Annotated in this window: 22 protein-coding genes; 16 read left to right on the top strand and 6 right to left on the bottom strand. The window is 55.5% G+C overall.

What is annotated here, in order from left to right; genetic code table 11:
* Position 1 precedes the first annotated feature (1 nt).
* The 9 genes from J2J99_RS30950 (at position 2) to J2J99_RS30910 (ending at position 10,224) form a co-directional block, all read left to right on the top strand.
* A complete protein-coding gene (locus J2J99_RS30950) occupies positions 2–1,774 on the top strand; it encodes an ABC transporter permease subunit (RefSeq protein ID WP_168300913.1) in 1,773 nt (590 codons plus the stop codon).
* A gap of 34 nt (positions 1,775–1,808) precedes the next feature.
* Positions 1,809–2,942, top strand: a complete 1,134-nt coding sequence (locus J2J99_RS30945; protein ID WP_168300911.1) for a M24 family metallopeptidase — start codon at positions 1,809–1,811, stop codon at positions 2,940–2,942.
* On the top strand, positions 2,939–3,955 hold the full coding sequence (locus J2J99_RS30940; protein ID WP_168300910.1) for a D-2-hydroxyacid dehydrogenase: 1,017 nt from the start codon (positions 2,939–2,941) through the stop codon (positions 3,953–3,955). The genes J2J99_RS30945 and J2J99_RS30940 overlap by 4 nt, the downstream gene beginning before the upstream one ends.
* A gap of 1 nt (position 3,956) precedes the next feature.
* Positions 3,957–4,739: a gamma-glutamyl-gamma-aminobutyrate hydrolase family protein gene (locus tag J2J99_RS30935; RefSeq protein ID WP_168300908.1), complete on the top strand. Its 783-nt coding sequence runs from the start codon at positions 3,957–3,959 to the stop codon at positions 4,737–4,739.
* 18 nt (positions 4,740–4,757) lie between these two features.
* Positions 4,758–6,131 (top strand): aminotransferase class III-fold pyridoxal phosphate-dependent enzyme, encoded by a 1,374-nt coding sequence (locus tag J2J99_RS30930; RefSeq protein WP_168300907.1) that lies wholly within the window; start codon positions 4,758–4,760, stop codon positions 6,129–6,131.
* Positions 6,132–6,215: 84 nt separating this feature from the next.
* Entirely contained in the window at positions 6,216–7,457 is a 1,242-nt protein-coding gene (locus J2J99_RS30925) for an NAD-dependent succinate-semialdehyde dehydrogenase (RefSeq protein WP_168300904.1), read from the top strand.
* 25 nt (positions 7,458–7,482) lie between these two features.
* Entirely contained in the window at positions 7,483–8,562 is a 1,080-nt protein-coding gene (locus J2J99_RS30920; protein ID WP_168300902.1) for a tartrate dehydrogenase, read from the top strand.
* Positions 8,563–8,813: 251 nt separating this feature from the next.
* Positions 8,814–9,557: an aspartate/glutamate racemase family protein gene (locus J2J99_RS30915; RefSeq protein WP_205919134.1), complete on the top strand. Its 744-nt coding sequence runs from the start codon at positions 8,814–8,816 to the stop codon at positions 9,555–9,557.
* Positions 9,558–9,759: 202 nt separating this feature from the next.
* On the top strand, positions 9,760–10,224 hold the full coding sequence (locus J2J99_RS30910; protein ID WP_168300895.1) for an Lrp/AsnC family transcriptional regulator: 465 nt from the start codon (positions 9,760–9,762) through the stop codon (positions 10,222–10,224).
* Positions 10,225–10,604: 380 nt separating this feature from the next.
* On the opposite strand, the gene tnpC (J2J99_RS30905) is transcribed toward J2J99_RS30910, so the two are convergent.
* The 3 genes from tnpC (J2J99_RS30905) to J2J99_RS30895 all read right to left on the bottom strand — a co-directional run bounded on the left by tnpC (J2J99_RS30905) (position 10,605) and on the right by J2J99_RS30895 (position 12,969).
* The gene (tnpC, locus tag J2J99_RS30905) at positions 10,605–12,203 is read right to left on the bottom strand and encodes an IS66 family transposase (protein ID WP_168302449.1); all 1,599 of its coding nucleotides are present in this window, start codon (positions 12,201–12,203) and stop codon (positions 10,605–10,607) included.
* A 74-nt stretch (positions 12,204–12,277) separates the two neighbouring features.
* Positions 12,278–12,622 (bottom strand): IS66 family insertion sequence element accessory protein TnpB, encoded by a 345-nt coding sequence (tnpB, locus tag J2J99_RS30900; RefSeq protein WP_168302450.1) that lies wholly within the window; start codon positions 12,620–12,622, stop codon positions 12,278–12,280.
* Complete coding sequence (locus J2J99_RS30895) at positions 12,619–12,969, bottom strand: transposase (protein ID WP_246735488.1); 351 nt, start codon at positions 12,967–12,969, stop codon at positions 12,619–12,621. Before J2J99_RS30895 ends, tnpB (J2J99_RS30900) begins: the two co-directional genes overlap by 4 nt.
* Before the next feature lie 246 nt (positions 12,970–13,215).
* On the opposite strand from J2J99_RS30895, the gene J2J99_RS30890 reads away from it, so the two are divergent.
* Positions 13,216–14,631, top strand: coding sequence for a gamma-glutamyltransferase (locus J2J99_RS30890; RefSeq protein ID WP_246763175.1), 1,416 nt, complete (start codon positions 13,216–13,218; stop codon positions 14,629–14,631).
* Positions 14,632–15,079: 448 nt separating this feature from the next.
* Here the strand turns inward: J2J99_RS30890 and tnpC (J2J99_RS30885) are convergent, their stop codons facing one another.
* The 3 genes from tnpC (J2J99_RS30885) to tnpA are packed head-to-tail and all read right to left on the bottom strand — an operon-like array spanning position 15,080 to position 17,471.
* A complete protein-coding gene (gene tnpC, locus J2J99_RS30885; protein ID WP_207600943.1) occupies positions 15,080–16,666 on the bottom strand; it encodes an IS66 family transposase in 1,587 nt (528 codons plus the stop codon).
* Between the two features lie 51 nt (positions 16,667–16,717).
* Complete coding sequence (gene tnpB / locus J2J99_RS30880) at positions 16,718–17,071, bottom strand: IS66 family insertion sequence element accessory protein TnpB (RefSeq protein WP_168302461.1); 354 nt, start codon at positions 17,069–17,071, stop codon at positions 16,718–16,720.
* Entirely contained in the window at positions 17,052–17,471 is a 420-nt protein-coding gene (gene tnpA, locus J2J99_RS30875) for an IS66-like element accessory protein TnpA (RefSeq protein ID WP_205919397.1), read from the bottom strand. The genes tnpB (J2J99_RS30880) and tnpA overlap by 20 nt, the downstream gene beginning before the upstream one ends.
* Before the next feature lie 300 nt (positions 17,472–17,771).
* Here tnpA and J2J99_RS30870 point away from each other — a divergent pair, with 300 nt between their 5' ends.
* The 6 genes from J2J99_RS30870 to J2J99_RS30845 all read left to right on the top strand — a co-directional run bounded on the left by J2J99_RS30870 (position 17,772) and on the right by J2J99_RS30845 (position 26,045).
* Entirely contained in the window at positions 17,772–18,953 is a 1,182-nt protein-coding gene (locus J2J99_RS30870; RefSeq protein WP_168297242.1) for a M20 family metallopeptidase, read from the top strand.
* Between the two features lie 145 nt (positions 18,954–19,098).
* Complete coding sequence (locus J2J99_RS30865) at positions 19,099–20,268, top strand: M24 family metallopeptidase (RefSeq protein WP_168297241.1); 1,170 nt, start codon at positions 19,099–19,101, stop codon at positions 20,266–20,268.
* Positions 20,269–20,887: 619 nt separating this feature from the next.
* Positions 20,888–21,427 (top strand): serine hydrolase, encoded by a 540-nt coding sequence (locus J2J99_RS34340; RefSeq protein WP_259668755.1) that lies wholly within the window; start codon positions 20,888–20,890, stop codon positions 21,425–21,427.
* Between the two features lie 502 nt (positions 21,428–21,929).
* The gene (locus J2J99_RS30855) at positions 21,930–23,033 is read left to right on the top strand and encodes an ABC transporter substrate-binding protein (RefSeq protein WP_168297240.1); all 1,104 of its coding nucleotides are present in this window, start codon (positions 21,930–21,932) and stop codon (positions 23,031–23,033) included.
* Positions 23,034–23,161: 128 nt separating this feature from the next.
* A complete protein-coding gene (locus J2J99_RS30850; RefSeq protein ID WP_168297239.1) occupies positions 23,162–24,256 on the top strand; it encodes an ABC transporter ATP-binding protein in 1,095 nt (364 codons plus the stop codon).
* A gap of 16 nt (positions 24,257–24,272) precedes the next feature.
* A complete protein-coding gene (locus J2J99_RS30845; protein WP_168297238.1) occupies positions 24,273–26,045 on the top strand; it encodes an ABC transporter permease subunit in 1,773 nt (590 codons plus the stop codon).
* Positions 26,046–26,071 lie beyond the last annotated feature (26 nt).

Here is a 26,071-nt window from a genome sequence, read left to right as displayed (position 1 = left end):
AATGAGTACAGGAGCTGCGACAGCCAGAACACACTCGGGTGTTCAGTGCGAGAGTTTTTTTTCAGAGCTGCTCCGCCGCCACGGCTTCCTGCTGCTCATGCTTCCGGCGCTTTTACTATTGGGTGCGGTTTATGGGGTGCCCATTTTTAGGCTGCTCGCCACCAGTTTCGGCGCCAATGAATGGTCCTTGGACAGCTACAAGGTAGCGCTGACGGATCGCTATATGTGGAAGGTGCTTCTAAGCACTCTCCGTTTATCGGCAGAGGTCACAGCATTCTGCCTGCTTCTGGGCTATCCCGTTGCCTATCTAATGATCAGGTCCGGCCCTCGCTGGACCCAAGTCCTCACAATCCTAGTCGTATTACCTATGTGGACCAGTGTACTCGTGCGATCATACGCATGGATTGTGGTGTTAGGCCGCAACGGGATTGTAAACCAGCTTCTGGCGGATGGCGGGCTGATCTCAGAACCTCTCACACTCTTGTACAATCGGTTCGGCGTCTACGTCGGCATGGTTCATATTATGCTGCCTTATATGATCCTGCCGCTCTACGCAGCCATGAAACGTGTTGATCTGCGACTCGTAGATGCGGCGAGAAGCGCCGGTGCTGGCGGACTAGCAGCTTTCACCTTGGTATTCGTTCCTCTTACCGCGTCCGGGATTGTGGCGGGATCCCTTCTCGTCTTTATCTTAAGTCTTGGTTTCTTCGTCACGCCGGCATTGCTGGGAGGGGCTGGCGACGTAACATATGTCATGCTTATCGAGCGCCAACTGAATGAGTCCCTCAACTGGGAACTTGCGGCGGCAATGGCGGTTATCCTGCTGGTCGCGACCCTGATACTTGTTGCCATGTATTGGAGGCTCGTAGGAATTACCGGCCAGGACGGGGCGAGTCGTGGGCATGTGACACCGAGCCGGACACTGCGCACTGCAACGCGTGCGCTTGCTGCTTGGCAGTCCGCATTCAGTTCCAGTTCGTCCGCCAGCCGCCTCGTCACGCCGGTACTGGGCTGGGCTGTTATCGGATTTCTGATAGCCCCCATCTTGATCTTGTTCCCCCTTAGCTTGAGCGCCTCGCCGTTTCTGGAATTTCCACCACGTGGGTTCTCGTTGCAATGGTATCAGAACTATTTCAATCGACCTGATTGGATCGCGGCTACCTGGGTTAGTATCAAGGTCGCGACCCTAACAATGTTTGCAGCCACGCTGTTGGGGACCCTAGCTGCCATCGGCATCGTGCGGGGGCGCTTTCTGGGGGCTCGTCTTGCAACCGGGTTTCTGGTGTCGCCTTCGATCGTGCCGACCCTGATAACAGCCGTGGCCGTTTACTTCCAGTTTGCACGGTTCCAGTTGGTTGGAACCATCACTGGACTGGTACTCGCTCACGTGGTGCTGGCTCTGCCGTTGGTTGTAATCGTCGTTTCAGGCGCATTGCGCAGCATCGACATCCGACCGGAGCAGGCGGCTCGTAGCCTGGGGGCCACTCCGATGACAGCTTTTCTCAAGGTTACTCTGCCAGCGATCAAACCGGGTATTATTACAGCAGCTTTCTTTGCCTTCCTCGCTTCCTTCGATGATGTCGTCCTCGCATTATTCCTCAGCGGTACGTCGGCAACCACCCTTCCGAAGCGAATGTGGGATGGAGTCCGCTTCGAAGTCGACCCAACCATCGCTGCCGTTTCCACATTGATGATCATGGTCTCAATCGCTCTCTTGGTGGCGCCACAACTCGCTTCACTGAGATCTCGCCCGGCTGGACGCACCGATGGGTGAGACGGGTTGCATCACTTTGATTAAAGGAAAGAGCATGGGCACGAACCTCAACTTCTCGAAGGCAGAGTACGACACTAGAGTTCGAAATGTGCAGTCTGACATGCGATCTCAGGGTCTCGAGGCGCTGCTGGCTTTTGAACCGGAATCGATCACCTACCTGACCGGTTTCCTTTCGCCCAGAGGTTACAACTGCTTTCATTTTGCCATCATTCCTGTCGATGGGGATCCCGTTCTATTCTTTCGCGATCTGGAAGCTTACCATTTTCAACGAAGCGCCGCGTTCGAGAGAAATTTTCGCTGGGCGGACGGAGACGACGTCGACGCTCTCGCTGTAGGCGCAATCAAATCAATTGTCGGAGAATCGGCCAAGGTTGGGATCGAGAAGTTCGCTTGGCAACTGAACGCAAGTCGGTACGAAAGGCTCACAGGTCTGCTGCCGAAGACTTTGGCGATCATAGACGCTGGCAACCTCGTTCGGAAACGACGCCTCATCAAGTCTCCGGCCGAGATAGACTACCAACGGCGCGCAGGACGCGCGGCTGAAGCGGCAATGGATGCTGCGCGCAAGGTGGCCCGTGCGGGAGAGCGCGAAAGAGATATAGGCGCTGCCGTTGCGGCAGCCATGGTGGTCGCTGGCAGTGACCGGGCCGAGCCGGGACCGATCGCGTCGGGCGAGGCCGCGAAGTCCATTCATTGCATGTACACGGATCGTATCCTGCATGCCGGTGATACAGTTCAGTTAGAAATGTGCCCTCACGTCCAAAACTATCATGCACGTTTCATGCGCCCGCTTAAAGTCGGGCATGCAACAGCCGCAGAAAAGCGACTAGCGGATCAGCTATTCAAGATTCAGGATCGGGCATTGTCCGAGATAGCTCCCGGCGTTGGAGCAACCGTGCCAGATCAGATCTACCGAGAGGGGGTCGCCGCAACGGGAATAGTAGAACGGTATATAAATAAGACATTCTACTCGGTCGGATTGATGCTCTATCCAAATGGAGCTGAGTATTTGGAAGTCACGCCGAAATCAACGTGGTCATTCCAAGTCGGCATGACGTTTCATACCTATCTCGTCGTAGATGGTTTTGCCGTAAGCGAAACGATCGCCATTACTGCCACTGGGTATGAAAAACTCACAAACTATCCTCGGGAGCTTATTGTATCATGAAAGACCTCACTTCGGCGGTGGAGCATAGACAAGAGCATCGCTTCGCGAGATCGCGAGACGCGCGGTCGGTCGCCAAAATACTTGTCTACCATCCCGAGCCGGAAGATTATGTTGTAGGCATTCGCCGGGCGCTTCCGGATGCAGAGGTGGTTTTTGGTTCTGATCCCGATTTTCTAAGACAGCACATCGGCGATACCGAAATCATATTGGCCCCGCGGTTTCCTGTGGACGCGCTCGAGGATGCACAACGGCTCAAATGGATTCAGTCGACGAATTCAGGCGTAGACTTTCTCGTGCCGGTTCGCGAGCGCCTACAGAATACCTTGGTCACCAATGCTCGTGGCGTGCACGGCGAGGTTATGGCTGACTACGTCTTGGGCACAGTGACGATGTTGCACTGGGACTTTCCGGACTTGCTGCGTCAGCAGGCCGCGCAACAGTGGAAACCAAAATTTGTTGATCCGCTGTCAGGTAAAACGATCGGCATTGTTGGCTTGGGGGCAATCGGTGCGGAGATAGCGAGAAGAGCAAAGTCGGCTGGGATGACTGTCTTGGGTATGAGGCGCGGATCCGCGCGGCTCGGCGAACCAGTCGATCAATATTATACTAGAGAAGAATTCGACGAGTTTCTCTCTCGGTCCGACTTTGTCGTGCTGGTGGTGCCAGCGACCACCGAGACTTACAAGCTGGTAGGCGCGAAGGAGTTGAGCGCAATGAAGCGCTCGGGCTACCTGATCAATATTTCTCGCGGATCGGTTGTGGATGAGTTGGCTCTCATAAGAGCAATTGGAGAGGGTCAGATCGCCGGCGCTGCTCTTGACGTGTTTGAGGTAGAGCCGCTTCCGCCTACGAATCCTCTTTGGACGATGCCGAACGTCATTGTCACATCGCACATCGCAGGAAATCCAACGGAGTATCCTCGGCGTATACTTGAAATTTTTGTCGAGAACGCCAGGCGATATCTGGCTGGCGAAGATCTCATCAACGTCGTGAACCTGGCGAGGGGGTATTAGGATGCTGCAGAGCGTCTCTCCTCTCGTAGGAATCTCCACCTGCATTCGGCCAATCGAGGGTCAAGATTGGCATGCCGTGCAGGACAAATACATTGTCGCAATGGCAGCCGGCGCACACCTTGCCCCCGTTTTGTTGCCAGCCTTTGGCCCCGACTATGCGAAGAGTATCATCTCGCACCTTGATGGGCTGTTCTTGACTGGCAGCCTCTCCAACGTTGCACCAGAGATTTACGGTGCTTCGCAGGAGATCGAAGGTGATTTTCTTGATCCCAAACGTGATGAAACCGCCATTAGCCTCATTAAATTAGCGATCCAACAGGACATTCCGCTGTTTGGTGTTTGCAGAGGTTTGCAAGAGCTGAATGTCGCCTTGGGCGGCACCTTGTGTGCCCGGCTGCACACGCGGCCCGACAAGATTGATCATCGAGCTACTGCAAATGCGACCAAGGACATGCGCTACGGCAAGGCGCACTCCGTGAGCTTGACCGGCGGCTCATTGTTGTCGGTATTGGTTGGGGAAGACACCATCGAAGTGAATTCACTACATGAGCAAGGAATAGATCAACTGGGAGCAAACCTGGAGATCGAGGCGCTGGCACCGGATGGAGTGATAGAGGCCGTGCGCGTTCGGGACGCCGGGTTTGCTGTCGCCGTTCAATGGCATCCGGAATGGCACTTTTGGGAGGATCCGCCGTCGCAGGCACTTTTCAAGGCCTTTGGAGAGGCCGTGCAGCGGCGCGCATATCAAAGGCGCCGTTCCGCTGCTCAGCCGTTATCCGTTTAATCAAGGACCAAGTATATAATGTTCAATCCAGCCAAGTCGCGTCCGAATGCGACCAATCAATTCATCCATCCCTTCACCCAGCTTGCCGAGGTCGAAGACGATGGGCCAAATGTGATCGTCTCGGGTAAGGGAGTCACGGTAACCGACCGTGACGGCCGCGAGTTGCTCGACGGCTTCGCAGGGCTATGGTGCGTGAACATTGGGTATGGCCGAAGCGAAGTTATCGAAGCAGCACAGCGGCAAATGTCAAAACTGCCATATGCTTCCAGTTTTTTTGGTTTTGCTAACGAGCCGGCACTGCAGCTCGCGGAAGAACTTGTTCGGCTTTCTCCAGAAAGCCTTCAGCATGTCTTCTTCACGTTAGGCGGCTCGGATGCTGTCGACTCAACGTTGAAAACAATTCGCTATTTCTTCAACGTCACAGGCCGGCTAGAGAAGAAACACGTGATTGGGCTTGAGCGGGGTTATCATGGTGTGAGTTCGACCGGTGCGGGTCTCACCGGTCTTACTGGTTGCCACCGCTTTTTCGATGTTCCTCTCCCGAACCAGCACCATATTCCATCTCATTATCGGTATCGGAGTTCCTATGGAGTCACAGATGCCGAGATCATCAGCGGGAGCGTGGCCGCGCTTGAAACGAAGGTCGCTGACCTCGGCGGGTCGGAGAAAGTAGCTGCATTTTTTTGCGAGCCGGTGCAGGGGTCAGGGGGCGTCATTGTGCCGCCGGAGGGCTGGTTAGCTGCCATGCGCGATGCCTGCGCAAAGCTCGACATCCTATTTGTGGTTGACGAGGTGATCACCGGATTTGGTCGCACGGGCCAGCTTTTTGCGTGCGATTGGGAGCGTGTCGAGCCCGACCTTATGATCATCGCAAAGGGTTTGACCTCAGGCTATTCGCCCATGGGAGCGGTGTTAATGAATGACGAGATTTACCGCGCCCTGGTCGACAAAGTGCCGCGCGATCTACCTTTCGCACACGGCTTCACTTACACTGGCCACCCCGTCTCTGCAGCCGTTGCTCTCGCCTGCCTTGAAATTTATGAGCGCGAACGGCTGCCGGAGAACTCGAAGGTGGTCGGAGCTCACCTGCTCAACGGCCTCGATGCGCTTCGGGAACATCCTTGGGTCGGCGATGTTCGTGGCAAAGGGCTGCTCGCAGCTATCGAGCTGGTTGCAAATCGGGAGACCCGTGAATCATTCGATCCTCGGCTAAACGTCAGCCAGCTGGTTCGAAGAAAAGCTTACGAAAACGGCCTCATCGTCCGCGCATTCTCCGACAACATTATTGGCCTGGCGCCACCATTGGTGGTCGGAGAGGGCGATATTGATCAGATGCTGGATCGACTCACTCGAGCAATTTGTGCAGCCCAGACTGACTTGCGCGAAGCATGAGATGACCTTTCCGGTCCTGAGAAGTGCAAATCATCGGTCCTCTGGCAACCCCCGCGCCGAACGAGACTATGAAGGATAAAAATAATGGTAAACTGGCGTGAATTAAAGCGCGAAAAGAACTTTATCGGAGGCAATTGGGTCGACGCGGAGTCAGGCCTGTCTATTGACGTCACCGACCCGGCCACAGGTGAAACCATTGGGACCATAGCCAATGCAGGTACGTCGGATGCAAGGCTAGCGATCGATGCCGCTAAGACTGCATTTGAGGCTTGGAGCTGCACGACGGCAGATCACCGAAGCAAGGTGCTGCGCAAATTGTCTGCCTGCATCCTAGATCACCAGGATGCGCTAGCGGAACTGTTGACGCGGGAACAAGGTAAGCCGCTCGCTGAGTCCCGTCTCGAGGTCGGTTCGAGCGCCGCCTATATCCTCTGGTTCGCCGAGGAGGCACGTCGGATTTATGGGGACATCATTCCTTCACCGTGGCCGGGTCGCCGCATCACGGTAACCAAAGAGCCAGTTGGCGTTGTTGGGGCAATTACACCATGGAACTTCCCTTCTTCCATGTTGGCGCGAAAGATTGGACCGGCTCTCGCAGCAGGCTGTACCGTGGTCGCAAAGCCGGCGACACAGACACCATATTCGGCTCTTGCGTATGGGATTCTAGCGGAGCAGGCTGGGGTACCTTCTGGCGTGATTAACATACTAACCGGCTCGGCGCGCGAGATCGGCGGCGAGATGACCGCTAGCCGGGATATCGCCAAGATTACATTTACCGGATCGACTGAGGTCGGGAGGCTGTTGCTTCGGCAATCTGCCGACACCGTTAAGAAGGTCTCTCTGGAGCTTGGTGGGAATGCGCCTTTCATAGTTTTTGACGACGCTGATCTGGAGCGCGCTGTCGACGGTGCGATATCGGCTAAATTTCGGAATTCGGGACAGACCTGTATTTGCACAAACAGGCTCTATGTACAGGCCGGCATTTACGATCGGTTCTTGGAGCGATTTGCGGCTGCAGCAGCCAACCTGATGGTCGGCTCAGGGCTTGAGAGCGGCATCACCCAAGGCCCGCTTATCGATAGATCCGCCGTTGAAAAGGTCGAACAGTTTGTTGCCGACGCTTGCACGAAAGGCGCCCGAATTGTGTTGGGCGGTGCGAGGCGCGATCCGGACAGTTTGTTTTTCCCGCCCACGATTTTAGCCGACGCACGGCCTAATATGCGGTGCTCGCAAGAGCAGTCGGGTCTCGGAAAGGAAGGGTCAAAGTACGGAATCGACGACTATTTGAGTGTGAAATATACGTGCATTGGCGGTATTGCGGCGTGATCGTATTATATCCGGGGGCGAGATCGTGAGGACATACAATGTTGCTCTCATTCCGGGTGACGGTATAGGTGTGGAGGTTATTGACGCCGCCTGGAGTGTGCTCAGCGCTGCGGCTGACCGTTTTGGATTCGTCCTCAATGGCATAGAACTCGATTGGTCATGCAATTACTACCTGAAGTATGGTAGAATGATGCCGGAAGATGGCATCGAGCAGTTGCGAGCGTTTGACGCCATCCTCTTAGGCGCTGTGGGATGGCCTTTAAGCGTACCTGATTCTGTGTCGCTCCATGGCTTGTTGTTGCCCATCCGGAAGGCGTTCGATCTATACGCAAATGTACGCCCCCATCGCCTCTTGGCTGGTGTTCCCGGCCCGTTGCGGGCGCGCGACTTCGATATTCTCTGCATTCGAGAGAACACGGAGGGCGAATATAGCGGTGCTGGCGGCCGCCTTCATCAAGGAACACAAGAAGAGGTCGCCGTTGAGACGTCAATTTTCACGCGTCGCGGCGTCGAACGCATTCTACGTTTTGGTTTTGAGCAAGCAAGGCAACGGCGCAAGAAGCTTGCTTCCGTGACAAAATCAAATGCGCAGAAGCACTCTATGGTCTTCTGGGATGAAATAACCGAGGCGGTTTCTGCTGATTACCCTGACGTGTCAGTAACGCGTTATCATGTTGATGCTATTGCTGCACGGTTCATCATGCAGCCGGAAACATTGGACGTGGTGGTGGCCTCCAATTTGTTTGGTGACATTCTCACCGATATCGGAGCGGCGATCCAGGGTGGCTTGGGCTTTGCCGCCTCAGCGAACTTAAATCCTGTAAGCCGGGGTCCCTCCATGTTCGAACCGGTCCATGGCTCAGCGCCAGATCTGGCAGGTCGCGGTAAGGCCAATCCTCTGGCTACACTTTGGTCGAGCGCCCTAATGCTTGAACATCTGGGGGAGCACTTAGGCTCTCGGGCAATCCTCGATGCAATGGAAAAGGTGACGGCTGCGGGTGAGGTGCGAACGCCCGATCTTGGAGGCTCGGCTACAACGAACGACGTTGCAAACGCAGTCATCGCTCAAATGCAAGTTTCGCGATCAGGGTATTTGCGACCATGAACCAGAGAGTGTCGGATATTAGTGCCGGTTGCGCTCAATTTTGCCGAGCTGCAATGCCCAGAATGGTGATCCGAGCAATACGGTATTAGCTCGCAGTCTCGAGTAGCTCAGCTGCTGAAGCGCCGATTATTGGAGAGACGTTACCAATAAGGCGACACAGCGCAGAATAGGCCGCAAGTTCGTAGAGGGCAGTGTTTGATGCCCCGCCTCGAGCCTGTTTTGCCACTGAAGTTTGAAATCGGAGGATCAAGATGAATAATAAAACTCTCGGCATATTGGAACTTGAGAATAAGCCGATGGAACACCCGGGGGCCCTTTCAGCGCCTGGAACATTTCGCTTTCCGGTGAAGCGCTTAACGGTGCCTGGAGCAACGACACGAAACGTTGTCGATGGGGATCACTCAGTCAAAGACGCTTACGTTAGGGGTGCTCGCCAATTAGAAAGTGAAGGCGTCGCAGCCATCATCGCAAATTGCGGGTTTAGCGCCCTGTTCCAGGCCGAGGTGTCGGCTGCAGTGTCGATACCGGTGGCACTTTCGAGCCTTCTGCTGGTGCCTCTTGTAGCCAAGACGCTACCGCCCGGACGGAGGGTCGGAATTATAACCTATGACGCCAGTAAGTTGAAAGAGGAACACTTTCGCGCGGCAGGATGGTCGTCAACGGAAATAGACGTTGCCATCGCAGGAATCGAAGGTTCTGAGTCGTGGCACCAGCTCGCTCAGCCAGTTCCTGTCATCTCGCAAGCGTTGCTCATCAATGACGTGATGACGGCGGCAACGTCTCTCCTCAAGACAGAGCCTGCTGTCGCAGCCTTGGTGTTCGAATGCGCAGGCTTTCCACTTGCGGCGGAATCGGTGCGGATAGGGACGGGACTGCCTGTAGCTGACTATGTTAGCTTGGCAAAAATGGTGGTCGAGATGAGCCCCCGGTCTCGTAAGCCCAGTGGGGTGTCTGGTGCAAAAAAAGCACCTGTTTTCGTACAATATGAGAACTGACTAAGTAGCGTATCCGTGGCCGTGAGTTCGGGAACGGCACCGGTCGCCTGTGCATGACTTCGCATTGCTTGCCAATCGCATTGGTGACTTGTTCTAGGCGCCGATGGGTTGTCTCGGTCGATCAAGACCTGATGCGATGTAGGAGGACTCGCATGGCACGTATCAACAGCACAAAATCGCTTTTGTGGCAGGATTTTTTCACATGGAACTCGATCGCGCCGACTTGGCTCTCCTAGAAGCAGTTCAACACAACAACCGCCTGACTTCCGAAGAACTCGCAGAGGTCGCAAACCTCTCACCAACAGCGTGTCAGCGCAGATTGAAGAAATTAAGGGGAGCCGGCGTGATTGAGGCAGATGTCTCCATCGTGTCGCCCAAGGCATTAGGGCGAAAACTCACCATGATCGTCCTGGTATCGCTCGAACGGGAGCGCGCGGATATTGTTGACCGCTTCAAAGCCGCAATCCGCAAAACCAAAGATGTCATGCTTGGCTACTACGTGACTGGTGACGCAGACTTCATCCTCATCGTCACGGCGAAGGATATGGAAGACTACGAACTGTTTACCCGCCGATTTTTTTACGAGAACCACGACATCAAAGGCTTCAAAACGATGGTCGTCATGGATCGCGTAAAAGCGAGCTTTTCTTTCCGTATCCAAGACTAGGTTCGAGCTGGAAGACTTTCATCAGACACGTCTGGTATTCAATGTAACGTGATTGTTCAATCATCTGTAGTCGTTTCCGATAGGCACGCACTTCCGCTTGAGACCGGAGCGTAGTCACATCCTCTCCGTTCATAAAGATCTAGCCTCCGGTCGGCGTTGGAGCCCTGGCGAAGCAGCTTTTCCAAGATCCGCGGAAGCGTGAAGAGTGCTCAATTTGCGAAACGAATGCGTCACGAGAATTTTCGTCAAACAATTGTTGCGAATTTTTTAAAACCCCAATAGAAGCCACCGCTGGATGGAACCATCTTCGGGCGGGCAATGCACGGAGGTGACCTTCAACTCAGGAGAACCGCATGATCGTAAGCGGTGAACAGAGGCCGTTACTTTTGGAATTTCCAGGGCATTAGAGCCTCAATATCGCTGGCCGGCCATCCGGCTGCGATGCGCTCGAGCGTCTGTGTCAACCAGGCCAGTGGGTCGACGTCATTCATCTTGGCGCATTGAATGAGGGTTGCAATCGTCGCCCAGGTCCTACCTCCGCCAGCATTGCCGGCGAATAGACTATTTTTTCGAACAATTGCCTGTGGCCTGATCGCCCGTTCAACGATGTTGGAGTCGATTTCGATGCGTCCATCGCGGAGGAACTGTTCGAAGGTTTCGCGCCGATTGAGAGCGTAGCGGATGGCCTCAGCGAGCTTGGACTTGCCAGAGATGCGCGGCAGCGTGTCCCGCCAGAGCTTGTAGAGATCGGCAACGATTTCAGCGGAGCTCTCCTGGCGGGCGGCAACGCGCCGATCCGGGCTTTGTCCACGCACCTTTTCCTCGATCGCCCAGAGCGCGCCCATCTTTTCGATCGTCGCTGTTGCCACCTTGGAACCGTCGTTGGCATGTAGCTCGTAAAACCGACGCCGACTATGAGCCCAACATCCCGCCAGCAGAGCGCCGTCATTTCCGCGATCGGGACGGGCAACGCGGTTATAGGCCGCGTATCCGTCGATCTGCAGGATGCCACGATAGCCATCGAGATGCCGGGCGACACAATCTCCAGACCTATTGTCTTCAAATCGATAGGCAACCATCGGCGGGCCACTGCCGCCGAACGGTCGATCATCTCTGGCATACGCCCATAGATACGCTGTCTTGGCCGACCCCGACCCAGGCACAAGCGTCGGCAATGTCGTCTCGTCGGCGAATATTCGCTCGGCTTCTTTGATCCGATCAAAGGTGTAGTCGGCGAGGATCTCAAGTTCGAACCCGACCTTACCCATCCATCGCGCCATGGCACCACGGTCGACTTCGACATGGTCGCGCAGGAAGATCGCCTCCTGCCGATAGAGCGGCAAACCATCGCCGTATTTGGAGACCGCGACAAAGGCGAGCAGCGCTTCCGTTGGCATGCCGCTTTCGACGATGTGCGCCGGGGCCAAGGCCTGGATGACGCCGTCCTCGTTTTTGAAGGCGTACTTCGGGCGGTGGGTGACGATCACCCGGAACTTTGGCGGGATAACATCCAATCGCTCGGAGGTATCTTCACCAATCAGGATCTTCTGTTTGCCGGCATGCTCAGGCAGCTCGTCCGGCTCGATTACCACATGGATACGCTCCAGATGCGGCGGGAAGCCCTTGCGCGGACGTGATGCACGTTTCGTGGTGCTTGGGGTTCGGCCTTTTGCGACCAGCGCTTCGATTACAGCAATCCCAGTCTCGATTTCCTCGAAGACGAACGCACCCTGTTCATCGAGATCCGTGTCGGCCTTGTTGCTCTGCTTTTCCGAGCGTCTTCCATACCGGTATCGGTTGAAGGCTTTGAGGACCTGCTTCAGCTTGGCGATCTGCTCGTCGGCATCTGTATTGCGGGCTTTCAGATCAGCGACTTCAGTTTCCAGGACCTCAGCGCGCGCAGCCTTTTCAGCCATCGCCAGGATCATGGCTTTCAGCGCATCAACGTCATCGGGGAGCTGCAAATCGGCTGCTATCATGCCTGCAAATAGAGCATATTTTGCCGACAATTTCCCGCAGTTTCGGCCGCCTGATTCACTCTGCCGCAGGGCTTTTACCCAACAAATTCCGGCCGTTTCACCGCAACCGTGCGCACACGTTTCCAGTCCATCCCGTCAACCAGGGCAAGGAGCTGCGCGTGATTGAGCTGCACGCGGGCATGTCCGATCTTCGGCCAAACGAACTGATTTTTCTCCAGCCGCTTCGAATAGAGGCAGACGCCGGAGCCGTCCCACCAGGCGATCTTGACCCTGTCCGCTCTCTTGGCGCGGAAAACATAAAGCGAGCCACTGAACGGGTCATTGCCAGCATCGCGCACCAGCGACAAAAGGCTATCGGGACCTTTACGGAAGTCGACCGGGTGGCTTGCCAGAAACACCTTCACACCCGACGGGATCATGCTGACCGCACCGCACGCAGGACACGAGCAAGATGAGCCTCATCGATGTCGGCACCCGCCCGGATCACCGTGTCGCCGATGATGATCTCGATCGTCGGACCTCTGCTGCTTGCCGGTGAAGGCAAACCATTCCCCGATGCCGTCGTGGGTAATACCGCAGCTTTCCGGCGCGCATGGCGAAGCCACGTGAATAACTGCGACGGATCAATTCCGATGCGACGCGCCACCGCCGATATGTTGGTGCCCGGCTGCATCGCTTCGACAACCGCTTGCGCCTTGAATTCGTCTGACCAACGCCGAACCTCACGAGGCGCGCCTTCAAGACGACTGGCAACGGCTTCGATCATATGGAAGCTTCTAGCTTCGGACATAGGTGCAGACATAGAAGTTCATACCAAAGCTCATTCATCGCTCAGGCACGAATAGACCCTCAACATCAACCTCGCCAGATGGGGTCTCTGCATCGCTTACGCATGATCTCGGAAGCGCCTTTGCATGTCCACAGCAGTTTAGACTTCGGAATCGCTACCCCGGTGTCATCGGCAACGGCCGCAGCAAACGTCGTAAGGCAACAAGGTGGGGGCGTCTTCGACATGTATCTCGCCGCCCTTGCCTGCGCTTGGGTCGCCGATCCTGCCAACTGTAGCCCTTTCGGTCGCATGCAGGGCATCTTTTCCGTCGCGGGCGAAATCGGCTGTTTAAGCGCTCCAACTGCGCTTCGGCGCGTATCGAAGTCAGCGCTGCCAGTCCCTGTTCCGGGGAACATAGCTGCGTGGTTCTTCTTCAAGCAAAACCGCCGTTTGCGCCTTCCAAGCCGCGCACTGCTGGCGCCCGCCATCGTGCTGGCTCAAGAAGGCTTTGCTCCCAGCGAGGGTTTGAAAGTTGCTCTCGAAAGCGAGGGCGCCGGATTGAGTGAGTCCCTTAAGGCGATTTATTTGGATGGGAACGACGCACCTCGCGAACATATCCGTAATCCGGAACTCGCAGACCTCCTCCAAGTCTTAGCGGAATCTGAAATTGAGGATGACTTCTGGCGCAGTCTGCGGGCAAGGGAACCTGGACCTTGGCGTCCCGAAGAAACTCTCAACAACTCCGTGCGGCAGCCCGCTCCGCGCATTCTCGACCTCGACGGACAGTCCCAGCGCCTCCTCACGACTGGAGCTCTCGAAACGTGGGGAACGTGGACCTTGCTCGGCGCGGCCGTGACTGTCGAACTCCGCCGACGCGGCGTGCTCAGCGAATTTTCGCGAGCCATTGAGGCCTATGTCCTATCCACTATTCTTCTGCTCGACCGTATACCATTCGCAGTTGGCACTCTTGAGCCCAAAGTCGCCCATCCTTCCGTTGAGGTCGATATTTCGTTGGAAGCCACCGCAATTGCAGATCGCGTTATCCGGTTGCTGAATGCGCCCGTCGACGCGCTATGGAATGAACTGCAATCGACGTACTTTCCTGGACCAGACAGTTGGACTGATGACGCTAACACAAACCATTTTTCGATCGCTTCAGGCGAGGATTTCCTTTCGTTTACAACTTCTATCGGCCCATGGTTTGGTTCGAAGCTGTCGTGGTGGGGTGCGGGGCTTGGCTACAGTTATGCGATGAAATCTAATTCCCTTTTTGCCGGGCAAACACACGATGTCACGGAAATGTCACCATTGATTTTGGAGATGTCCGGTAGGTCCACGTTGGCCATTGGATCGGCAGGAAGCGAACGCATACTTGGTTCGCTGACTTATCTGCTGTTCCTGAAGCTTGGGCTTGGGTTCAAGGAAGACATGGCGGATTTGCTTGCGAAGCCCCGAGTGTTTCCGAAGGACGGCAAGCTGCGAATGCACGTGGACTTTTGGCCGGATGCGCGTCTGCACCTAGAGACACGAGGCTTCTCGGTCGCACCAACTGACTACGAGCCGAACATTCACATGGGAATGGTAAATATCGTGGAGCGCCTCGACAGCAACCGGTACAAAAGTGGAGCCGATCCCTCAAGCTCAGGCAGCGCGCTTTAATTCAGTGTGATCAAGCCAGCCGCGTCTGACGCCGGAGGATGGCGAGGAAACTGTCTTGATAGCGAGGATTGATGAGGCTGAGCAAACGCCCTGAGTGATGCGCCCGCGTCATCTCCGACCAATTTAATTATATGTTGCAGATGTTTCTAGGAGTGGTCCTTCTTCAGGTTGATGGCGCCTGACCTCCTGCTCGGCTGTTTGGTGAAGTGGCAGGCGCCGGGACCTCGTGCGCGAGATATGTTCAGGCGGGATCTTCATTCGATTCAGTGAAGATCAGGAGGCGTAAATTTCAGCGACGCTGGTTTTAGATCGCACGATCTATTCTGCCAGCTAAAACCATAGGCACTTGCGCACCTACCCAACGTCCAAGCGTAAGCGCGATTTTCAATGCGCATTGACGGCAGTTGACGGACACTTGCGCTTAGCTGGGTAGCAGTACCCAGCTTTATCAGGCCGCAGTGGTCTTGGAGTAATTGAAGGGCAGCAGGTCGCCGATGTCGTCGGCTTCGTCAAGCTGAGGCAGCTCAGTGAGGACGTGGCGCAGCCAAGAGAGCGGATCGACGCCACAGGCGCGGCAGGTCAGCATCAGACTGTAAATCACAGCGCTGGCCCTGGCTCCGTCAGCGGTATCGCTGAACAGCCACGATTTTCTTCCGGTGGCAAAAACTCTGATCTCGCGTTCCAGAATGTTGTTATCGATCGGCATCCTGCCATCGCTGGTGTAGCGCGTCAGATAATCCCATTGGTTCAGGGTGTAGGACACAGCATCGCCGAGCTTGGTATCCGGTACGACCTTCGGCGCGATGTTATCGAGCCACGTCTTTAGGGCGTTCAGGACAGGCAGGCTGTGCTGCTGGCGGAAACGGCGAATGCAATCGGCCTTTGTCTCCCCTGGATCTGGGGTCTTGTCTCTCGCCTGCCTTTCGATCCGGTAGAGCTGTTCGAAGAACCGGAGTGCCTGTTCCGGCGGTCCGCCTCCATTCTTTCTCGCCTTGAGGGCATCAACGAAGCGCCGCCTGGAGTGAGCCATGCATCCGACATGGGTTGCGCCATTCAATGTGCGCCAGGCAGTGTAGCCATCAGTGACGAGTATGCCACGGTAGTCACCAAGGAAGGTCTGCGGATAAATCTGACCGCGGCCGGGCTGGTAGTCGAGAAGCACGATCGGCTCGTCACTGTTCTCGCTGCTGCGGTACGCCCACATGTACGACGTGCTGGTGGCTTCCTTGTCCTTTTCCTTCAGCACCTGAACCGTCGTCTCATCGCCATGGATGAGAGACTGCGATTTCAGCCGCAGCTTCAAAGCATCATAGATGCGGTATAGATGCTTCTCGCTCGAGCCGATGACCCAATGCGCAAGAGCGCCACGGCTGATCGGAACGCCAGCACGCTCGAATGTCTGAGCCACGCGGTAGAGCGGCGTGCCATCTACGTATTTGTGGACGAGAGCAAAGGCGAGCGTCGACGCGGTGGCGATGCTGCCCGGCAGGGGTTGCGTGGGCATGGGCGCGATTACGACAGGCGTGTTAATCCCTGTACGGTCACAGTGCCGGCAGGCGTATTTGAACCGTACGTTCTGCAGGACCTTTGCCTTGATCTCGATATGGAGCTGCTCGCTAACGGCTTCGCCCATTCGATGCATTTGGCTTTTGCAGCACGGGCAAGCCTTCTGATCATCAGCAAGGTCGTATTCGACACGCTCGCGCGGCAGGTCTGCCGGCAGAGGCCTGCGTCCCCGCTTTTTGCCCGTAACGCCCTCGGCCGCAGGCAAGCCAGTATCCGGAAGCTCGACGTCATCGTCTTCCTCGCTACCACCTTCGACCGCAGCCTCTTCGGCCTCGTTGAAGAGACGATCAATGTGCTTCTCACTGCGGGGTGCAAAGCGATGGAGCTTTGCCAGTGCCAGTTCTTCTTCCAGCTTGACGACCCGCTGCGAGAGCGCTTCCTTCTCGGCTTTGAGCGCGGCGATTTCGGCAGCGTTGGCTGCTAATTGCGCCATCAGTTCTGCAATGCTCGGTTCGCCGGTGCGCGTCATCAGATTCTTGAATCTGAACCGCCCCTGCGCGTCAATCTCAATTCGCCATCCTCAGCCAGCAATCTGATACTGCCGCACGGGATGGCGGACCATCGCATCGATATCGATGCCGTCGAGGATCCAGTGGAGTTGCTCTGTCGTCAGCGTCACCACCGCAGTTTCCCGACGGGGCCACCTGAACCGGTCTTCCGTTAGCTTCTTCAGGACCATAACAAACCCGGACCGATCAAAGAACAAGAGCTTCACCCGGTCACGCCTGCGATTGCAGAAGGCAAACACCGATGGAGCAAACGGGTCCAGCTCCATCACCTCTTGCACAAGGACCGCGAGGCTGTTGATGCCCGCGCGGAAGTCGATGGGTTCCCGGTGGAGGTAGACCTGCAGATCAGCGCCCAGTCTGAACATGGCTCAACGCTCCTATGATTGCCGCCAGACCATCGACATCGCTGCATTCCAGCGTCAGGCTGACCCCGTTCGGCAGCACCGCGCTCAGCTTGGATGCATGAGATCGCTTGCCCACCGGCTCCACCTTCGTCAGTGGACCGCTGGCAGAAGACGAGTGCATATCCGTAGCTATCTGAACCGGAACGAACGTAGATACCGCAGGCAATGCACTATCTTCTTTGGCTCTCTTCACCCATTTGCGAACGAGATTGGCGTTGACGCCGTGCTCCAGAGCTAGACGCGAAACCGAAACGCCGGGCTCTAAACACGCTGCGACAAGCTGATCTCGGGAGGAAGGGTCATATCGACGGCGACCGTCGCGGCCAACAAGCCGCACCTGCAGTTTAGGAGCATCGTCCATGATTTGGTGTCCACCTGTTTTTGGTGGACACTTCATGCATCAGAGCACTCCGCTTCAAAAGGCGCATAGAAATTCGCGCTTACGTCCAAGCGTGACATTCTAAATCGTTGGCGCAGGGGCCTTTCGTCGCTTGGCGTAGTGAGAGCCGTGCAGGGCTGAGCCAGTCCGCTGCGACATAAAACACTTGACGCAAAGCACAAACTATTGCATCAAATGAATCAGGAGCCGCATAGGTGAGGGTTCTGCCACGAGGCTGATAGGTTCGCGGGTCAGTCACGCCCGGAAGACCGAGGAACTAAAATGAACGTTTTGACCAACAACTTACTCTCAGAAACCGAGTGCGATGCGGTTCTGGAGCTACGACACGCGATGCATCGCGAGCCAGAACTGTCGAACAATGAGTGGAAGACCCAAAAAAGGATTATTGAAGCACTGGAGGCGTTCGGCCTGACTGGCGCGAACACCTTTCATAATACCGGTGTGTATATTGATATCGAGGGCGCAGCTTCCGGCCCCGGTCGTTCGGTTGTGCTCCGGGGTGACATTGATGCGCTCCCAATCCACGAAGAACGGGACGACCTACCGTATAAATCCGAGGTGCCAGGTGTGATGCACGCTTGCGGCCATGACGTGCATGGATCCATCGCTTTAGGTACAGCCCTTGCTTTCCACCGAATGCGACAGAACTTCTCGGGCAAAGTGCGTGTCATTTTTCAGCCAGCGGAAGAGGCAGAACCGCTTGGCGGGCGAAGCGTCGCTGAGGCGAAACTGCTTGATGGCTTCGACTTGGCTGTTGGGCTTCATGTACATACTGACATTCCAGCAGGGTCCTATGGCGCGCGTGCCGGCGCTGTGACTAAATCGTCCGACCAATTTGAGGTGGAGTTCATCGGAATTATGGCCCACGGGGCAAAGCCGAATGCGGGCGTTGACGCGATTTCCATTGCAGCGGCCTTTATCAATGAGGTCCAAAAGGTGGTTTCGCGGGAAATGCCTGTAGACGATGGCGCGATCATCACCATCGGCACCATCCATGGGGGCGAGGCGACCAACATTATCTGCCCATCGGTCACGTTGACGGGGACAATCCGCACAAGCAATTCTGAGCGCAGGACTTTGTTAGTTCGGAGAGTCGGTGAGATTGCTGATGGGGCCGCGTCTATGCATCGCGGTCGTGCTCGGTTCTCATCGCTTGCAGGCGAGCCGCCGGTCATCAACGACTCCGACATGGTCGACCGCTTCCGTGAAACGGTCATCAAAGTGGCAGGCGAGGATAAGTTCGTCCAACGACCGGCAAGCTCGGGAAGCGATGACTTCGGGTATTATTCTGACCTACTGCCGTCCATCTATTTTTGGATTGGCACTCAGGAGCCAGGCAACGATACAGGGGTGCATACGCCGACTTTCGGTGCGTCCGACAAGATCGTGATCCCCGCTACGGAGTTGGCGGTCCAATACTGCTTAAACCTCATACGCGAATGAATTTGCGTCGGCGCCGCTTCCTGTGTTCGGCGCGGTGACTCTTGGTACCGGAGCGAATCGATGACTCAGATCACCCGGGCCCTCCCAACCTCAGCGAGCGAGGCGAGCTCGTAGTAGTTTTTATGACGGCAGAGGAGTTGATGTTATGGCTATGCCCAAAGCGCCGCAGGCGTTTCCGCGGAGCGAATATTTGCGGCGCCTGTCCGCCGTAAAGACAGAAATGGGACGACGGGAGGTTGATCTGCTTGTGGTCATATCACCGGCGAACATTACCTATTTGACAGGATATACCTCAAAATCAGGCTACGTTCCGCAAGCTCTACTAGTCTCATTCCAAGAAGAAGAGCCAACGTTCATCACGCGTCGAATGGACGCGCCGGCAGGCGTCCACCAAATGTTTATCGATCGCAGTCGTGTGGTCGGCTATGCCGAGGATCTTATTGCAAACCCCGAAAAAGACGGCTGGGACGCTGCGATCGACCTTTTGCTCGATAGTGGTCATGGCAGGGGGTGCGTAGCAATCGAGGCACGGTTCCTGCAAGGCCCAACAATCGAAAAGTTCAGGAAGAGAGCGCCTGAGGCGAAACTGGTTGATTTCGGAAATGCGATCGATTGGATCAGAGGTGTCAAATCCGACCTTGAGATCATCGCGATGCGCGAAGCGGCAAAAATCGCAGACTCCGCGATGCACCGCGCCAAGGAGGTCATTCGACCGGGCGTTAGCGAAGCTCATGCGTCCGCAGAAATTATTGCGGCGCTAATTCGTGGGGCAGATGGCAAGGTTGGGACCGATGTGGCCCCGTTCCACTTATGCGCCTCGCCTCGCACGTCGACATGTCATTTCTCTTGGACCGAAGACGTCTTTCAGGATGCTTCTCAAGTCAACCTAGAGATTGCTGGGGTGCGTCACGGTTACACTTCAGCGCTTATGCGAACCTTCTCTGTCGGTAAGCCCTCTGATCGCCTCCGGCAGTTGCACGACGGCGAGGCAGCTGGGTTGGAGGCTGCACTTGATGCTGTGAAACCAGGCGCGACCTGTGGAGATGTGGCCGCTGCGTTCACCACAACTCTTCGTAAACACGGCTTCGAGAAGGAGTCTCGTTGCGGGTATGCCATGGGAATTAATTGGACAGAGCCGACCGCGAGCTTGAAGCTTGGTGACCCGACCGTCCTGATACCAAACATGACTTTTCATCTGATGCTTGGGAACTGGATTGACGAAGACCTCGGCTATGTAATCAGCGAGACCTTCCGTGTTACCGAGAATGGAGTGGAAGTGTTCGGCAGCTTCCCACGAGAGATCGTTCAGATTTAACGTTCTGCCATTGCTGGACGTTCAGGCACGTACGCGCTTCACACCGCGACAACATTTTCAACGGACAAAGAGGATTTGCAGGCCGCTATGCGGCTGCAGGGAGAGATTTCTGTCACAGGCACGACTGAATTTGCCGGAAGGTTCTACGCGGATGGACGCGCGTCAGGTCCTCGCGAGCTTGGCTGGACGCGTGGCGCGCCGCCCGATGCAGACCAGCTTATTACGTTTGAGAGCCATAGATTTCTCGACTTCCCGGAGATTCGCTGGTCCTTGTCCCACATGCGCGTGTTGACAGCCACGGCCAATATTTGGCGCGGACCTGTCAGTCCTTCGCATCTCCCAATAATGATAGATCCACAGAGATCGACGCCCTTTCCTTTGTCGACAGCACGGGTCAACGTCGAAATTTTATCGATGCGCTGAACGACACCTACACCGACGGTATCTTGGTAATCCATCGTGGTCGCACAGTGTATGAGCGCTACTTTGGGGCGCCCAAGGCTCACCTGCCACATGCATATCATTCAATTACAAAGTCATACGCAGGGACGCTGGCAGGGTCGTTCATACATGAGGGTGTGCTAGATGATCAAAGCCAATCGTCCACTTTCTGCCTGAATTGAGGGCAACCGCCTGGAAGGATGCAACACTCCGCCAAGTGATGGATATGCAGACAGGGTTGGCGTACTCAGAAGACTATTCGGCTAATAGCGCGAGCATTTGGGCTTACGCGCGAGCAAGCGGGTGGCGGCCGCGGCCAGTTGGCTATGCTGGGCCGGTAACCTTATGCAACTATATTCAGTCGGTTGAGAAAGCGGGCACACGCGGAGCGGAGTTTGCCTACAAAACCGTCAACACTGACGTGATGACTTGGGTCATGGAGCGGGTCACTGGTCTTCCGTTCTCCCGCTTGCTTCAGGATCGGATTTGGGCGCCTCTCGGTTGCCAGAAGGATGGCTATATCATCGTTGATGCTGCCGGCATGGCGATGACGGGTGCAGGCTTGTCTGCCGTTGTGAGCGAGAAGAACCCTCGTCAAGTAAGTGGCCGAAATGCAGCTCTGGCAAACCGCGCCGGTTCGGACGAAGCAGATGGGCCCGCAGAAAGCCGACAAAATAGTTTGCCGCCGAAGAACCGAATATACGCGCATGCGAATTGATCCAGTCAAGCAGTAACTGCATTCAGACGGCCTCTGCGACTGTCTATCTCGCATACAAAGCTATCAGAGGCCTTCTTGCCAATTTTCGTCCCTCAATTTCTGCGTGCAGCCAGCACCAATCAGCCCGTCAAACCAGCGACAAATTGAAGCCAATTACACGTCCTGATGAGACCATTCAATAATACGCTTGATGCATATTATCAGACTTAAAACATTTGTTGCAATTGTCACCGTATTGCGTTAGGCATTGATAAAGCGCCTGCTTCAACAAGAAATCGGACGCTCAACGTTTGGCATCAGGCCGCCGGGTGCTCGCCACGCCGGTTGTCGAAAGGGAAGGATCCGGCCGCTTCTACGCACCACAGCCGACGGCACCAGGCAGGCGCAGGTTTCCTGCGGGCGAGTTGTCAGTGGCATGATCTTGTGTAGCGGCGCTGATGCCTTCGGCGATTGGAATCCGCTTGCGTCAATGAGCAAGGGGAGCAACAGAGGGAGAACGAAAATGAGCTTTCTAATAAATCGCAGGCGCTTCATGCAGGCGACATCATCCGTCATAGCGGTGGGAGCGTTGTCGTCCGCAACCGGTCGCGCGCGGGCGGCGTCCACTGGCGAATTGAAAGTCAACATGAGCGGCGGCAATTGGGGCGACGCGGTGATGAAGGCTTATGTAAAGCCTTTCGAGGAGGAGACTGGCGTCAAAGTCACACCTGTGTTGGCGGATTTCACATCGACGCAGATCGCGATGATGGTGGATACCAAGAACGTTTCAACCGATATCGTTAATATGGGCCAAACGCACGTGCATCCTCTAAGCGCGAAAGGATACCTCGAGACGATCGATTATTCCGGTTGGCAAAAAGACGACTTGGAAGCTATCGCTGACTTCGCAAAACAACCGAGCGGTTTCGCCTCCTACGTCTATTCGTTCAACATGGTGTGGAACACGAAGAAGTTCCCCGCAGGGAAATCGCGTCCGACGTCATGGGCCGAGTTCTGGGATGTGGAAAAATTCCCTGGCGTCCGGTCTCTGTTCACCGGAGAATATGGAACCGGCCCCTGGGAGGAGGCCCTGCTGGCCGACGGCGTTCCTATGGATAAACTGTATCCGCTGGACATTGATCGAGTTTTCGCGAGTCTCGACAAGATCAAGCCGCACATTCGCAAGTGGTGGACAGGCGGATCGGAGATCCTCCAGATTATGCGGGACAATGTTGCCGACGTTGTGCAATCCTATGACGGCCGGGCACTGTCCCTTATCGATGAGGGCGGCCCAATTGAGATCAACCGGAACCAGGCCAAGCTGACGACAGACTATTGGTGCATTCCGAAGGGCAGCCCGAACGCGCAAAACGCTCAAAGGTTCCTCGAGATCACTGGCCGTGCAGACAGGCAGGCGGCTTTCGCTGAACTGATCGCGCAAGCTCCGACCAACAAGAATGCATACAAAACCATACCTGACAATGTTGCGCGAAAGCTTGCGTCGCATCCAGATTATGCTGCCACCAGCTTCGCTCTGGATGCCAAGTGGTACGCAGACGCCGGACCAGATGGAAAACCAAATAAGGATCGGCTTGTCGAGCGTTGGAACGAGTGGATACTTCAGTAAGTCCAACTCGTGCCAACGAATGTATCGGCGGCGCTGATCAAACCGGCCCATTCCTGGCTCAGATATCCCGCTGACCGGCCTTTTGGGACTACGCGTCTTGGGCGCGTGGTCCTAACGGAGTATTCGAAATGACTTTGAAAATGAAAAGTTACCTTCCCACCGAGGACGAAGTGTTGGAGAAAGCCCCAGTTCCCGCCCAGATTGAGTTCCGCAATGTCACTAAGTTGTATGGGCCTATTGCTGCGGTCAAAGATATCTCCCTTTCTGTGTCTCGCGGTGAGTTCTTAACTATACTAGGGCCGAGTGGGTCGGGAAAAACGACAGCGTTGATGCTGCTTGCCGGGTTCACCACTCCGAGCGAAGGAGATATCCTCATCGCCGGGAAATCAGTTTCGGAAGTTCCTTCCTATCGACGCGATCAGGGAATCGTATTCCAGAGTTACGCACTTTTCCCGCACCTCACCGTCGCCCGAAACCTTGAGTTTCCTCTTGAAATGCGCGGCGTCAATGGTGCGGAGAGAGCGAAGCGCGTTAGCCGGATGCTTGAGCGCGTGCGCCTAAGCGAATTCGGCGGTCGGATGCCGTCGCAATTGAGTGGCGGTCAGCAACAGCGCGTAGCCCTTGCGCGCGCCTTGATTGCGGATCCGCCTATCCTCCTGCTCGACGAACCGCTTGGCGCACTTGACCGAAACCTTCGCGAGCAGATGCAGATCGAAATCAAGGATCTTCACCGGGAATTTGGGAAGACAACCATCTGCGTTACCCATGACCAAGAAGAAGCGCTGACCCTGTCTGATCGAATCGTCGTGATGAGATCTGGGCAGATCGAGCAGATTGACACACCTGAAGCTCTATACGACCGTCCGGAGACGCGTTTTGTCGCAAACTTTTTGGGCGAGGCCAACATTTTCGACGGCGCAGATTTCAAAGTTCAATCCGATATCGTGCCCTCGACCGGAATGGTCGCGATGCTCCGGCCCGAGCGCATCTGCGTCACTGCGCCGAATGGCCCGCGGCGCAGTGATGCGGAGCGCAGGCAATCCGCCGCGGGAGTCATAGAAGATATGATCTATGCCGGTCCCTTAAGAAAATACAGGGTACGTGTTGGCGATACAGTTCTGATCGCTCGCGAACATGTTGCCTCCGGGCAAGATGTGTTCGGGGCAGGCGACGAGGTTCGCCTCGACTGGCTGCGATCAGACGTTCGGTTTGTAACCGCGTAAACCCGAGGGATCACCAATGACAATGATACGACGATTGGTCTCAAGCCCGATTCTGCTGACGGTGCCCGCCTTCGGGGTCATGTTCGCTGTATTCGGCATACCTATGATCCTGCTATTCCTGACCAGTCTCAACGCGCCAGAGTTCTCGTTGGCTAACTATGTGGGGTTCTTTGAGAAGAAGTCTTACGTCTTAATTCTAATTCAGACGCTCAAGATTAGTCTGGTCGCCACTGCAATCTGCCTGCTGATCGGTTATCCCATAGCTTATCTGATTGCCAATGCGGGCCGGGCGCGGCCTGTTCTTGTGGTCATGGTGTTCTTGCCTTGGTTGACGAGCGCTCTAGTGCGGACGTACGCGTGGACAGTTGTGTTGGGAGACAATGGGCTTATCAATAGCTTGTTGCTCAACCTTGGTTTCATCGACCGACCACTTACCCTCATTTACAACCGTTTCGCGGTCTATGTCGGGATGGTGCATATCATGCTGCCCATGATGATCTTGCCATTGCTTAGCGTGATGGTGAACATCGACAAATCTCTTATGGAGGCGGCCCGCAGCATGGGCGCAAAGCCTTTCACAGCGTTCTTGCGTGTGTTTCTTCCGCTTAGCGTCCCGGGTATTCGAAGCGGATGCATACTCGTTTTTGTTGTCTGCCTCGGATTTTACATCACGCCGCAGGCGTTGGGTGGCCTCGGCGACACCATGCTGTCTACTCTTATCAATTCGCAGCTCACGACGTCATTGGACATCGCGCCAACTGCCGCTGCTGCCTTCATACTTCTTGCTATGGCGCTCCTGGTTCTCTCTACGGCGGGTGTAAATCTCGCCAGCGCACACGGTCAAGCTGGGTCCGTGGAGCAGAAGATTAAGTCGAACCGCCGGCTATCGTTTTCCAAGGTACGCCGCTATCTTGGCGAGGTTGCAACACCGATTCGTGCTCGCAGCTGGGGAGCGAAGCTTTATAAAAGTCGCAGGGATACCAAGTGGGCAAAGGTTATCGGAGCATCGTTCCTTGCACTTGTATTGTTCTTTCTGCTGGCGCCCGGCCTGATCGTCATCGTCATCTCCTTTAGTCCGGGCGAGTTTCTCGAGTTCCCGCCGAAAACATGGTCTCTGCGGTGGTATTACTCGTTCTTCCAAGACCCGACGTGGACTGGTGCTCTGTGGAACAGCTTCAAATTCGGGCTGATAGTCAGCGTCGCTTCAGCGATAGCTGGTACAACGGCAGCTTTCGGCCTGAGCCGCTGCTCCCCAAGTTTCCGTTCAAGCATGACAATGGTTATTCTCACACCAATCACATTTCCGATCATTGTGGTGGGCGTCGCTGTCTATCTCGGCTTGGCAAGAATCGGTTTGGTAGGAACCAGCACTGGCATCATCTTAGGCCATATCATCGGTGCGATTGGTTATGTCGTAGTGATTGTCCTCGCGACTCTTTCCGGGTTTGACAGAAGACTTGAACAGGCTGCAATGAGCATGCGTGCCGGGCCGACGCGGACCTTTATGCGCGTGACATTTCCTCTGATCCGCTCTGGTATAATCGGCGGGGCGCTGTTTGCCTTTCTGGCTTCTTTCGATGAGGTCATCATTACATCGTTTGTCAGCGGCTATGCGATACCGACGTTGCCCCTGAAGATGCTCGAAAATTTGAAGCAGCAGGTCGATCCAACGATTGCCGCAGTGGGATCCTTGCTCACCTTGCTGCCTATTGTTTGGCTGGTGGCTCTATATTTCACCCTGTGGCGAGGACGGAGCTCCCTGCAAAACGCTACTGCGAACCCGGCTTAAGTTCGCTGGCCAGTCCTGGTTCAAAA

It is taken from the genome of Rhizobium binae, assembly GCF_017357225.1.
Lineage (GTDB): Bacteria > Pseudomonadota > Alphaproteobacteria > Rhizobiales > Rhizobiaceae > Rhizobium > Rhizobium binae.
Note: the sequence above shows the minus strand (reverse complement) of the source record. Positions and strands in the feature narration are given on the sequence as shown.